General features: G+C 63.3%; 12 protein-coding genes and 1 tRNA gene. 9 read left to right on the forward strand and 4 right to left on the reverse strand.

All coding sequences use genetic code 11. The features are described 5' to 3' along the window. Positions 1-244: 244 nt before the first annotated feature. The 3 genes from rpsA to aroA all read right to left on the reverse strand — a co-directional run bounded on the left by rpsA (position 245) and on the right by aroA (position 4152). Positions 245-1948: a 30S ribosomal protein S1 gene (gene rpsA / locus Q7T45_RS28480; protein WP_304739235.1), complete on the reverse strand. Its 1704-nt coding sequence runs from the start codon at positions 1946-1948 to the stop codon at positions 245-247. A gap of 231 nt (positions 1949-2179) precedes the next feature. Then, on the reverse strand, positions 2180-2818 hold the full coding sequence (gene cmk, locus Q7T45_RS28485) for a (d)CMP kinase (RefSeq protein WP_304875495.1): 639 nt from the start codon (positions 2816-2818) through the stop codon (positions 2180-2182). Next, positions 2815-4152, reverse strand: coding sequence for a 3-phosphoshikimate 1-carboxyvinyltransferase (aroA, locus tag Q7T45_RS28490; RefSeq protein WP_304875496.1), 1338 nt, complete (start codon positions 4150-4152; stop codon positions 2815-2817). The genes cmk and aroA overlap by 4 nt, the downstream gene beginning before the upstream one ends. 146 nt (positions 4153-4298) lie before the next feature. On the opposite strand from aroA, the gene Q7T45_RS28495 reads away from it, so the two are divergent. From Q7T45_RS28495 to Q7T45_RS28505, 3 genes are all read left to right on the forward strand, one after another. Next, complete coding sequence (locus Q7T45_RS28495; protein ID WP_304741805.1) at positions 4299-4724, forward strand: TIGR02300 family protein; 426 nt, start codon at positions 4299-4301, stop codon at positions 4722-4724. Between the two features lie 139 nt (positions 4725-4863). Beyond that, positions 4864-4939 (forward strand) — tRNA-Ala (locus Q7T45_RS28500). 198 nt (positions 4940-5137) lie between these two features. Continuing rightward, a complete protein-coding gene (locus Q7T45_RS28505; RefSeq protein ID WP_304875497.1) occupies positions 5138-5374 on the forward strand; it encodes a GIY-YIG nuclease family protein in 237 nt (78 codons plus the stop codon). 5 nt (positions 5375-5379) lie between these two features. On the opposite strand, the gene Q7T45_RS28510 is transcribed toward Q7T45_RS28505, so the two are convergent. Beyond that, positions 5380-5838 carry a MarR family winged helix-turn-helix transcriptional regulator gene (locus tag Q7T45_RS28510; protein WP_304875498.1) on the reverse strand — a complete coding sequence of 153 codons (459 nt, stop codon included), beginning with the start codon at positions 5836-5838 and terminating at the stop codon, positions 5380-5382. Positions 5839-6005: 167 nt separating this feature from the next. Between Q7T45_RS28510 and Q7T45_RS28515 the strand changes: the two genes are divergently transcribed. The 6 genes from Q7T45_RS28515 to Q7T45_RS28540 all read left to right on the forward strand — a co-directional run. Beyond that, the gene (locus tag Q7T45_RS28515) at positions 6006-6431 is read left to right on the forward strand and encodes an organic hydroperoxide resistance protein (protein WP_304875499.1); all 426 of its coding nucleotides are present in this window, start codon (positions 6006-6008) and stop codon (positions 6429-6431) included. 144 nt (positions 6432-6575) lie between these two features. Next, entirely contained in the window at positions 6576-7778 is a 1203-nt protein-coding gene (locus Q7T45_RS28520; protein ID WP_304875500.1) for a CaiB/BaiF CoA-transferase family protein, read from the forward strand. Positions 7779-8066: 288 nt separating this feature from the next. Further along, positions 8067-9380 (forward strand): sn-glycerol-3-phosphate ABC transporter substrate-binding protein UgpB, encoded by a 1314-nt coding sequence (gene ugpB, locus Q7T45_RS28525; RefSeq protein ID WP_304875502.1) that lies wholly within the window; start codon positions 8067-8069, stop codon positions 9378-9380. Between the two features lie 118 nt (positions 9381-9498). Next, positions 9499-10383, forward strand: coding sequence for a sn-glycerol-3-phosphate ABC transporter permease UgpA (gene ugpA / locus Q7T45_RS28530; RefSeq protein ID WP_304875503.1), 885 nt, complete (start codon positions 9499-9501; stop codon positions 10381-10383). Next, positions 10383-11231 (forward strand): sn-glycerol-3-phosphate ABC transporter permease UgpE, encoded by an 849-nt coding sequence (ugpE, locus tag Q7T45_RS28535; RefSeq protein WP_304875505.1) that lies wholly within the window; start codon positions 10383-10385, stop codon positions 11229-11231. Before ugpA ends, ugpE begins: the two co-directional genes overlap by 1 nt. Positions 11232-11238: 7 nt before the next feature. Beyond that, a partial coding sequence (locus Q7T45_RS28540) for an ATP-binding cassette domain-containing protein (RefSeq protein ID WP_304875506.1) occupies positions 11239-11376 on the forward strand: 138 nt, incomplete at its 3' end.

Below are 11376 nucleotides of genomic sequence, written 5' to 3' on the forward strand. Positions count from 1 at the left end.
CAATCGGGCCCCGGTTCCGACCGGGGCCTATTTTCTTTCCGTCCCCCCTCCCCGTGTGGGAGAGGGTGGCGCGATGCGACGCATCGCGACGGGTGAGGGGTTGGTTCAGCAAGCACATTGCCTGCGGATAGAGACCCCTCATCCGGCGCTGCGCGCCACCTTCTCCCACAAGGGGAGAGGGGACGAAAAGAAAAAAGGCCCCGGTCGAAACCGGGGCCCGATTGATCTGACGAGTAAGCGGAACTTACTTGTCGGTACGCTGCTTGAGCGCGGTGCCGAGAATGTCGCCCAGCGTCGCCCCCGAATCGGAGGAGCCGTACTGCGCGATGGCTTCCTTCTCTTCGGCGACTTCCAGCGCCTTGATCGAGACCTGCACCTTGCGGGCCTTCTTGTCGAACTGGATCACCCGCGCATCGACCTTTTCGCCGACGGCGAAACGCTCGGCGCGCTGATCTGAACGCTCGCGCGCCAGTTCGGACCGCTTGATGAAGGTATTGAAGTCGGTACCGGTGATCTTCACCTCGATGCCGCTCTCCTTCACTTCCAGCACTTCGCAGGTCACGACCGCGCCCTTCTTGACGTCGCCCGGCTCGGCGAAGGGGTCGCCTTCGAGCTGCTTGACGCCGAGCGAGATGCGCTCCTTTTCGACATCGACATCGAGCACGATGGCCTTGACCATGTCGCCCTTCTTGAAGTTGTCGATCACCTGCTCGCCCGGAAGCTTCCAGTCGAGGTCGGACAGATGGACCATGCCGTCGACGTCGCCTTCGAGACCCAGGAACAGGCCGAACTCGGTCTTGTTCTTGACTTCGCCTTCTACCGTGGCGCCGACCGGGAACTTCTCGACGAACACTTCCCAGGGATTGCGCATGGTCTGCTTGAGGCCGAGCGAAATACGGCGCTTGACCGAATCGACCTCGAGAACCTGCACTTCGACTTCCTGCGAGGTCGAAACGATCTTGCCGGGATGCATGTTCTTCTTGGTCCACGACATTTCCGAGACGTGGATCAGGCCTTCGATGCCCGGCTCCAGTTCGACGAACGCGCCGTAGTCGGTGATGTTGGTGACGCGACCGGTGAAGCGCGCATTGAGCGGATACTTCGCCTCGATGCCCTGCCACGGATCGTCCAGCAACTGCTTCATGCCGAGCGAAATGCGGTGGGTCTCGTGGTTGATCTTGATGATCTTGACCTTGACGGTCTGGCCGATGGTCAAGACTTCGGTCGGGTGATTGACCCGGCGCCAGGCGATATCGGTAACGTGCAAGAGGCCGTCGATGCCGCCGAGGTCGACGAACGCACCGTAATCGGTGATGTTCTTGACGACGCCGTCGATGACCTGGCCCTCTTCGAGGTTCTGCACCAGTTCCTGGCGCTGTTCGGCGCGAGTCTCTTCGAGAACCGTGCGGCGCGACACCACGATGTTGCCGCGGCGGCGATCCATCTTGAGAATCTGGAACGGCTGCGAATTGTTCATCAGCGGGGCGACGTCGCGGATCGGGCGGATGTCGACCTGCGAGCGCGGCAGGAAGGCGACAGCGCCGTCGAGGTCGACGGTGAAGCCGCCCTTGACCTGGTTGAAGATGACGCCGTGAACCTTCTCGTTGTTGTTGAAGGCCTTCTCGAGCTTGCCCCAGCTCTCCTCGCGGCGCGCCTTGTCGCGCGACAGCACGGCTTCGCCGAGCGCATTCTCGATGCGGTCGAGGAACACCTCGACCTCGTCGCCTACCTTGAGTTCGCTTTCCTTGCCGGGCCCGGCGAATTCACGCAGCGCCACGCGGCCTTCGGTCTTCAGGCCGACGTCGATGACGGCCATGTCCTTCTCGATCGCAACAACGATGCCCTTGATGACGGAGCTTTCCTGCAGATTGCCGCCGGCAAAGGATTCATCGAGCATCGCGGCGAAATCGTCGCGGGAAGGGTTATAGGAAGTAGCAGTCGAAGCCATTTGTTCTCCAGATGCGGGTATCGCCGGCCATTCGGGTTAAGGGGCGTATCGGGCGTGAAGTGTCAGAGGTCCGCAAACTCTAACGACCGCCTCACAAAAAAATTGCGAGAGCGGGCCGGCAGCATGCCTGCACGTTCGATACGTTGATTATCCGGAACCTGAACGAGGCAAGCGGCCTCGGGATCGATGTTCAAGACCTGGAGCGGGCTTTCCTCCAATGACGGCAGGGTCTCAAACCCGAAGCCGGCCCGCTCGGACGGCCTCGACAATGTCGATGGCGGCCCGGACGCCGCTTTCTATATCCAAATGCGAGTTATCGAGCAAGTGTGCATCCGCAGCGGCCTTCAGGGGCGCCGCGGCCCTGTTCTGGTCGCGTTCGTCGCGCCTGAGGATATCCGCCAGCACCAAAGCCTCGTCGGCGGGCTCGCCCCGCGCCTGTGCCTCCAGGGTCCGGCGCCGGGCCCGGACTTTGGGGTCGGCGATGACGAAAATCTTCACATCGGCATGCGGGCAGATCACGGTGCCGATATCGCGGCCATCGAGCACCGCGCCGGGCGGATCGGCCGCGAATTGCCGCTGAAAATTGATCAATGCTTCCCGCACCCTTGGGATGGCCGAGACCACCGAGGCGGCCTCGCCCACCAACTGGGTCTTGAGTTCAGGATTTCCGAACTTTTCGGGGTCGAGTTCCAGCGCGGCGGCGACCGCGAGGTTCTCGTCAGTCAGGTCGGCCCCGGCATCGAGCAGCGCCTTGGCCACCGCGCGGTAGATCACGCCGGTATCGAGATGACGATAATGGTAATGCTGGGCAAGGCGCTTGCCCAGCGTGCCCTTGCCGGAGGCGGCCGGTCCGTCGATGGCGATGATCATGAAAACTCCGCGCCGAGCCCGCGCATCATCGGGATGAAATCCGGGAAACTGGTGGCGATGAAAGCGGTGTCGTCGACTTTGACCGGCTTGTCGGAGGCAAGTCCCATCACCAGAGCCGACATCGCGATACGATGATCCATATGGGTGGCGACCAGGCCGCCGCCGGGCACATGCCCCCGGCCTTCGACGATCAAATCGTCGCCGGATATCTCCACCTTGACGCCGTTGACGCGCAGCATGGCGGCGGTGGCCTCCAGCCGGTCGGATTCCTTGACCCGCAATTCCTGCAGGCCACGCATGATGGTGGTGCCCTCGGCGAAGGCGGCCGCCACCGCCAGCACCAGATATTCGTCGATCATCGAGGGCGCGCGCTCCGGCGGAACCTCGACACCGCGCAGTTTCGAGGCGCGGACCCGGAACTGGGCCATCGGCTCGCCGGCGTCGCCGCGGACCTGGCTTTCCTCGATCGACGCGCCCATTTCGCGCAGCGTGGTGAACAGCCCGGTGCGCAGCGGATTGGTCATGACGTCCGACAGAACGAGGTCGGAGCCCTCGACAATCAAGGCTGCCACGATCGGAAATGCCGCCGATGACGGATCGGCCGGCACCACGACACCGGCGCCGTGTAGTTCGGGTTGCCCGGTCAGTGCGATCTTGCGGCCGTGAGCACCCTCCTTGGTCGAGACGATCTGCGCCCCAAAGTGCTTCAGCATCAGTTCGGTGTGGTCGCGGCTGGCCTCGGTCTCGATCAAGGTGGTGATTCCCGGCGCCGCCAGCCCCGCCAGCAGCACCGCTGACTTGATCTGGGCCGAGGCCACCGGGGTGCGGTACAGGATCGGCAGGGGATCGCGCGCACCCTGCAGCGTCAGCGGCAGGCGGCCGCCTTCGCCGCTGGCCACGACCCTGGCACCCATCAATTCCAGGGGATCCACGATCCGCCGCATCGGCCTTGAGCGCAGCGAAGCATCGCCGTCGAAGACGGCCGTGATCGGGCAGCCGGCCACAGCTCCCATCACCAGCCGACAGCCGGTGCCGGAATTGCCGAAATCGAGCGGAGCCTGCGGCTGCGCGAACCCGGCGACGCCGACCCCGCGAACCGACCAGGCGAAATCGCCGGTTCGCTCCACCTTCGCCCCCAGCGCCCGCATCGATTTGGCGGTATTGAGCACGTCCTCGCCCTCGAGCAGGCCCGAAATCCTGGTTTCGCCGACCGCCAGCGCGCCCAGAATCAGGGCCCGGTGCGAAATCGACTTGTCGCCGGGAACACGGACTTTTCCGGTCAGGGGGCCGCTGGCGCGGGATTCGAGCGGCGTGGGCGGGTCAGATTGGGTCAAGATTGTGTCCTCTGCGCGGGCGCAGGTACCACATGACCCGCGCCGCGTCACGCCACTGTCGGAATGCGCGCACAGCGCTATTGACAGGGCCGCGTCAACTAGCCAAGTGAAGCACCGTTTTTCGACAAATTCCCAGGACACCCCACGTGGCCAAATCCGATCTCGGAACCAAACGCATTTGCCCGACGACGGGTAAGAAGTTTTATGACCTCAACAAGAACCCGGTGATCTCACCCTACACCGGCGAGGTGGTGCCGATTGCGCCGATTCCGCCGCCGCGGACCCGTGCCGATGCCGCTGCACGTGCTGCGGCTGCCGCGTCCGCTGCTTCCGCCGCAGAAGCCGTGGAGCCCGCCGAGGCCGAAGAATTGGTGCCGCTCGAGGAAGCCGATGCCGAGGAGAATACCGGCAAGGTCAAGGCCGTCGTTCCCGAGTCCGAGGACGACATCGAGGTCGACGAGACCATCGAAGACGACGACGATGATGATTCCACCTTCATCGCCGACGACGAAGAAGGCGACGAGGATGTCACCGACATCATCGGCGACGTCGGCAGCGACGAAGAGACTTGAGATCGGCCCTGAACTGTGTTCAGGGTTTTTCCCCGCGAGTCGCCCAAGGCAAGCGGGGAGCATGATCCGGAGCTGAAGGCCGTTTAGCGAAAAGCGGCAACCGGTTTCCGACAAGATCACGCACTAAGGTTAGAGTTTAGGGGCCATAGCTCAGCTGGGAGAGCGCTTGCATGGCATGCAAGAGGTCGGCGGTTCGATCCCGCCTGGCTCCACCAGCCTTCGCAGGCTGCGCCTGCTTCGGCTGGGCAAGCCCTAACGGAGCGAAGGCTGCCACGCCGAAGCCCGGAGGGCGAAGGCGGGCTCGTTCAACAGTAAATCCCCTGTTTCTGCTCGATAAGTCCTTCGTTGGCGAAGGCGGACCCCAGCAAGTCCGGATATTGCATTGTAGCCTTCATTCCATGGAGGATTGCGCCATGAAGTACGTCTACATTCTCGAAAGTCTTGATTCCAAGCACTTCTACGTCGGTATCACCAGCGACCTGCGGGCACGGCTTGCCAAGCACAACGCCGGCGAAGTCCCGCACACTTCGAAATTCGGACCCTGGTGGATAAGGACCTACGTCGCCTTCAGCGACGAAGCTTTGGCGATCGCTTTCGAGAGATACTTGAAATCCGGCTCAGGTCGGGCATTTGCGAAGAAGCGCCTCTGACGCCCCTACTCTCCCAACGCCACATTGAGCCGGTCGCGCAGCCCGATCAGCTCATTCTTCATCGCCAATAGTTCAGCGACCGAGCAATTCGACGCGGCGAGGATCGCCTCGGGCACCGCCCTCGCTTTTTCCTTGAGGGCCTGGCCCCGGGGCGTCAATGCGATCAGCACCTGGCGCTCGTCTTCGGTGCTGCGGGTGCGCTTGACCAGTTCCGCCGCTTCTAGCCGCTTCAGCAGCGGGGTCAGCGTGCCGGAATCCAGCATGAGCCGTTCGCCGATGTCCTTGACCGGCACGCCATCGCGCTCCCACAGCACCAGCATGACCAGGTATTGCGGATAGGTCAGCCCAAGCCGGTCGAGCAGCGGCTTGTAGGCCCGGTTGAAGGCGTGCGCGGTGGAATAGACCGCAAAGCAGAGCTGGTTGCCGAGCATCAGCGGCAAGTCCGCCGCGGGTTTTCTGGCCATTTGCATCCTCATGGTCACGGCATCTCACTGCCCTGCTGCAATGTGGGCCCGGACCGGTCGAAGATCAATTGTAGCCAATTAGATTGCGCGCTCACGATTTTTTGTATTGCACAAAATTTAATTGTGCGCAATACAATGACAAGGGAACCCCAGCAAGGAGAAGCCCGATGTCCGTAAAAGTGCTCTACAAGACCACCGCCAAGGCCACCGGCGGCCGCGATGGCACCGCCGCCACGCTCGACGGCGCGTTCAACGTGAAGCTTGCCACCCCCAGGGAACTCGGTGGCGGCGGCGGCGCCGGCAACAACCCCGAGCAACTCTTCGCCGCCGGCTATGCCGCCTGCTTCATCGGCGCGATGAAGGCCGTGGCGGCCGGGGGCGGCCCGAAGGTCCCCGCGGACGCTTCCGTGACCTCCACCGTCGGCATCGGACCGCGCTCGGAAGGCGGTTTCGGCCTCGACATCGACCTGGCGGTTTCCCTGCCGGGTCTCGAACGCGCCGACGCCGAGGCGCTGGTCGCGAAGGCACACCAGGTCTGTCCCTACTCCAACGCCACCCGCGGCAATGTGGATGTCCGCCTGACGGTCGTCTGATCGGCCCGGCCAATGGCCCGCTCCCGGCAATGAGCGGGCCATTCTGCTTTGCGAGAACAGCGCGGCCAGCCGCATTTGCGCCGACCCGCGTGTGATGCTTAATGGCCGCGACGTTCCCTTAAAACCTCGCAAGAAACGGCCAAGATGATTGAAACCTCGCCCGCTGCAATGACCGGATTGCGCGTGATCGATTTGACGCGCGTGCTCGGCGGACCCTATTGCACCCAGATTCTCGCCGACCACGGCGCCGACGTGATCAAGGTCGAACCGCCCGCCGGCGACGAGGTGCGCGACTGGGGCCCTCCGTTCCACGGCGAAGACGCGGCCTATTTCGTCGGCATCAACCGCAACAAGCGCTCGATCGGGCTCGACCTCGCTTCCGAGGGCGGCCGCGCGGTGCTGATGAAGATGCTGGAGAGCGCCGACGTCCTGATCGAGAATTTCAAGCCGGGCACGCTCGACAAATGGGGCATCGGCAACGACGTGCTGCGCGCGAAATTCCCGAAGCTGGTGCACTGCCGGATTTCCGGCTTCGGCGCCGACGGACCGCGCGGCGGCAATCCCGGCTATGACGCCATCATCCAGGCCATGACCGGCATGATCGCCGCGACCGGCTCGCCGCAGAGCGGGCCGATGCGGATCGGCGTCCCCCTGGTCGACATCACCACCGGGCTTTATGCGGCGATCGGCATCCTGATGGCGCTGTCGGAGCGGCAGAAATCCGGCGTCGGGCAGTTTCTGGAAACCACGCTGTACGAAACCGGCCTCGCCATCATGCACCCGCATGCGGCGAATTATTTCATGCACGGCAAGCCGCCCAGCCTCACCGGCAACGAGCATCCGAACCTCGTGCCCTACGCGATCTTCCCCACGCGCACCGACAATATCTTCATCGGCGTCGGCAATGACGGCACCTTTCGCAAGCTCGCCAGAGAGATCGGCAAGCCCGAACTCGGCACCGATCCGCGCTTTGCCCGCAACAAGGACCGCATCGCCAACCGCGATGCGCTGCGCGCCGAACTCGCCGCCGTGTTCAGCCAGCACGACGCCGGCCCGCTGTGCGACCGCCTGCTCGCCGCCGGCCTGCCGGCCGGCCCGGTGCAGTCGATCGACCAGGCGCTCACCAGCGCCCATACCCTGCACCGCGGCGATGTCATCGAAAAGGACTGGTACAAGGGGGTCGCCTCGCCGATCCGCCTGTCGCGCAGCAAGCCCAGCCTGCGCCGCACCCCGCCGAAATTCAGCCAGCACACCGCAGAGGTGCTGGGCGAGTTCGGCTATTCGACGGATGAGATCGAGGCCCTGGTCGCCAGGGGCGCGGTCTGCGGCAGCGAACGGAAGCGCTGAGGTTCGAGCATAACTCTCTCTGAACGTCGTCCCTGCGAACGCAGGGACCCATAATCCCGGGCGTTAGTTGTTGCCGGAGGCGTCTGCCTCCGCGCCGAAACGATGGGCCGCAGCGTATGGGTCCCCGCGTTCGCGGGGACGACGGGAGCGATGCGTCTCCGCCTATTTTCCGGCTTCCCCTCGCCGCCGCTTCCCCCATACCGTGCTTTCGCATATACGGTCATTTGCACGTCATCCAGCGCTGTTAACGCGCGAAACGAAGATGACGATCCAACCGGGAGGATTCTTATGATGCTACGACATTTCGGCCTTGCCACCACGCTGGCGACAACGCTGGCGCTTGCAACGCCCGCTCACGCCGTGACCGAGCTGCAGTGGTGGCACGCCATGACCGGCGCCAACAACGACGTCGTCAACAAGCTGGCGGCGGATTTCAACGCCAGCCAGTCGGACTACAAGGTGACGCCGTCGTTCAAGGGCGGCTACGCCGACACCATGAATGCCGGCATCGCCGCGTTCCGCGCCGGCAACGCGCCGCACATCATGCAGGTATTCGAAGTCGGCACTGCAACCATGATGAGCGCCACCGGCGCCATCAAGCCGGTCTATCAGCTGATGAAGGACGCCGGCGAGCCGTTCGATCCCAAGGCCTATCTGCCGACCATCACCGGCTACTACTCGACCTCCAAGGGCGACATGCTGTCGTTTCCCTTCAATTCCTCGTCGACGGTGATGTGGATCAACAAGGATGAGCTGAAGAAGGCCGGCATCGCCGATATCCCGAAAACCTGGCCGGAAGTATTCGCTGCCGCCAAGAAACTGAAGGCATCGGGTCATGAGACCTGCGGCTTTTCCAATGCCTGGGCGTCATGGGTCCACATCGAGCAATTCTCCGCCTGGCATAACGTGGCGATCGGCACCAAGGCGAACGGGCTCGACGGTTTCGACACCGAGTTGAAGTTCAACTCGCCGCTGCACGTCAAGCATTTGCAGAACCTGATCGACCTGCAGAAGGACAAGACCTACGACTATGCTGGCCGCGCCAATGCCGGCGAGGCCCGCTTCGGCTCGGGCGAATGCGCGATCTTCCTGACGTCCTCGGGTTATTACGGCACCGCCAAGGGCACCGCCAAGTTCGACTTCACCTCGGCGCCGATGCCGTATTATCCCGATGTCGCCGGAGCTCCGCAGAACTCGATCATCGGCGGCGCCTCGCTCTGGGTGATGGGCGGCAAGAAGCCCGAAGAATACAAGGGCGTCGCGAAATTCTTCGCGTTTCTGTCCGACACCAACCGCCAGGCCAAGCTGCATCAGGAATCCGGCTACCTGCCGATCACCAAGGCGGCCTACGAAAAGACCAAGGCCGATGGCTTCTACGAGAAGAATCCCATCCTGCAGACGCCGCTGAAGGAACTCACCAACAAGGAGCCGACCGAGAATTCGCGCGGCCTGCGCTTTGGCAACATGGTGCAGATGCGCGAACTCTGGGCCGAGGAAATCGAGGCGGCGCTCGCGGGCAAGAAGACCGCGCAGGAAGCCCTCGACGCGGCCGTCTCACGCGGCAATGCCATGTTGCGGACGTTCGAAAAGACGGCAAAATAAGCCATCCTGCCGGCTCCTCCTCCGCCCGGAGGGGGAGCTGGCGTGGCACGCGAACGCCATACCTCTCTTGCGCGCCTCTTTTTATTGACAAGATTTCTGGATGAGCAAGACGCCCTGAATGGAAAAGTCCGCGGTCTTCAACAGGAGCAAGCTGCTTCCCTATGCGCTGCTGGCGCCGCAGCTCATCATCACATTCGTATTTTTCTACTGGCCCGCGAGCCAGGCGGTGCTGCAATCGTTCAAGCGCGAGGATGCCTTCGGCCTCGTTTCCGAATTCGTCGGCCTGGAGAATTACCAGGCGCTGTTTGCGCAGCCCGAATATTACAAGGCGATGCTGGTAACGCTGGTGTTCTCGACGCTGGTCGCGGGGCTGTCGCTCTCGATCGCGCTGTTGTTCGCAAGCCAGGCCGACAAGAACCTCAAGGCCGCGCAGGCCTACAAGACCTTCATGATCTGGCCCTATGCGGTGGCGCCGGCGGTGGCCGGCGTGCTGTGGTTCTTCATCTTCCACCCATCGCTCGGCACTCTGGCGCGGCCGCTGCGCGGCCTCGGCCTCGACTGGAATCCGCTCCTGAACGGCAACCACGCCATGACCCTGGTGGTGATGTCGGCGGTGTGGAAGCAGATCGCCTACAACTTCCTGTTCTTTCTCGCCGGACTGCAGTCGATTCCCAAGAGCGTGATCGAGGCCGGGGCGATTGACGGCGCGGGTCCGATGCGGCGGTTCTGGACCATCATATTCCCGCTGCTGTCGCCGACCACCTTCTTCCTGCTGGTCGTGAACATCGTCTACGTTTTCTTCGACACCTTCGGCATCATCGACGCGGTGACCGGCGGGGGACCTGCCGGCGCCACCACCACCATGGTCTACAAGGTCTATGCCGACGGCCGGCTCGGCGGCGATCTCGGCGGCTCGGCGGCGCAGTCGGTGGTGCTGATGGTCATCGTCGTCGCGCTGACCGCGGTCCAGTTCAAGTATGTCGAGCGCAAGGTGCAGTACTGATGGTCGAGCACCGCCCGTGGAACGACATCATCGCCTACGCCATCCTCACCCTCGGCGTGTTCATCGTCGCGTTTCCGGTCTATGTCGCCGTCATCGCCTCGACCCATGACGCCGCGACCGTGGTCGGCGGGCGGATGCCGCTGTCGCCGGGCGGCCATGCGCTCGAGAATTACTACCGCGCCGTCTTCGTCGGCGGCTCCCGCACCGCCCCCGAGCCGGTCGGCCAACTGCTGCTCAACTCGTTCATCTCCGCGATCGGCATCGCGGTGGGCAAGATCTGCATTTCGATCCTGTCCGCCTACGCCGTGGTGTATTTCCGCTTTCCGTTCCGCAAGACCGCGTTCTGGATCATCTTCGTAACCTTGATGCTGCCGGTCGAGGTCCGGATCTATCCGACCTACAAGGTCGTCGCCGACCTGCGCATGCTCGACACCTATGCCGGGCTGATCCTGCCGTTGATTGCATCCGCGACCGGCACGCTGCTGTTCCGGCAATTCTTCATGACGGTGCCGGACGAGTTGCTGGAAGCCTCGCGCATCGACGGCGCCGGGCCGTTCCGGTTTTTCTGGGATACCCTGCTGCCGCTGTCGGTTACGACGATCTCCGCCCTGTTCGTGATCCAGTTCATCTATGGCTGGAATCAGTATCTGTGGCCGTTGCTGATCACCACGCAGGATTCGATGCAGACCATCGTCACCGGCATCAAGAAGATGCTTGTCACGACGGATGAACTGGCCGAATGGCAGCTGGCGATGGCGACCGCCGTCCTCGCCATGCTGCCGCCGGTGGCGGTGGTGATATTCATGCAGCGGCTGTTCGTGCGCGGCCTGGTCGAGACGGAGAAGTAGGACTGAGATGGCCAACGTAGTTCTCCGCGACGTCCGCAAAACCTACGCCGGTGGCTTCGAGGCCATCAAGGGCATCGACTTCGAAGTCGGCGACGGCCAGTTCTGCGTGCTGGTCGGCCCCTCCGGCTGCGGCAAGTCCACGCTG

The sequence above is a fragment of the Bradyrhizobium sp. genome (assembly GCF_030646015.1).
Classification (GTDB): domain Bacteria; phylum Pseudomonadota; class Alphaproteobacteria; order Rhizobiales; family Xanthobacteraceae; genus Bradyrhizobium.

Coding starts and splice junctions, on each gene's coding strand:
- ugpE (WP_304875505.1), top strand. CDS start 10,383: ATGGTCGAGCACCGCCCGTGGAACGACATCATCGCCTACGCCATCCTC.
- rpsA (WP_304739235.1), bottom strand. CDS start 1,948: ATGGCTTCGACTGCTACTTCCTATAACCCTTCCCGCGACGATTTCGCC.
- cmk (WP_304875495.1), bottom strand. CDS start 2,818: ATGATCATCGCCATCGACGGACCGGCCGCCTCCGGCAAGGGCACGCTG.
- Q7T45_RS28510 (WP_304875498.1), bottom strand. CDS start 5,838: ATGGCCAGAAAACCCGCGGCGGACTTGCCGCTGATGCTCGGCAACCAG.
- ugpB (WP_304875502.1), top strand. CDS start 8,067: ATGATGCTACGACATTTCGGCCTTGCCACCACGCTGGCGACAACGCTG.
- ugpA (WP_304875503.1), top strand. CDS start 9,499: ATGGAAAAGTCCGCGGTCTTCAACAGGAGCAAGCTGCTTCCCTATGCG.
- Q7T45_RS28520 (WP_304875500.1), top strand. CDS start 6,576: ATGATTGAAACCTCGCCCGCTGCAATGACCGGATTGCGCGTGATCGAT.
- Q7T45_RS28505 (WP_304875497.1), top strand. CDS start 5,138: ATGAAGTACGTCTACATTCTCGAAAGTCTTGATTCCAAGCACTTCTAC.
- Q7T45_RS28515 (WP_304875499.1), top strand. CDS start 6,006: ATGTCCGTAAAAGTGCTCTACAAGACCACCGCCAAGGCCACCGGCGGC.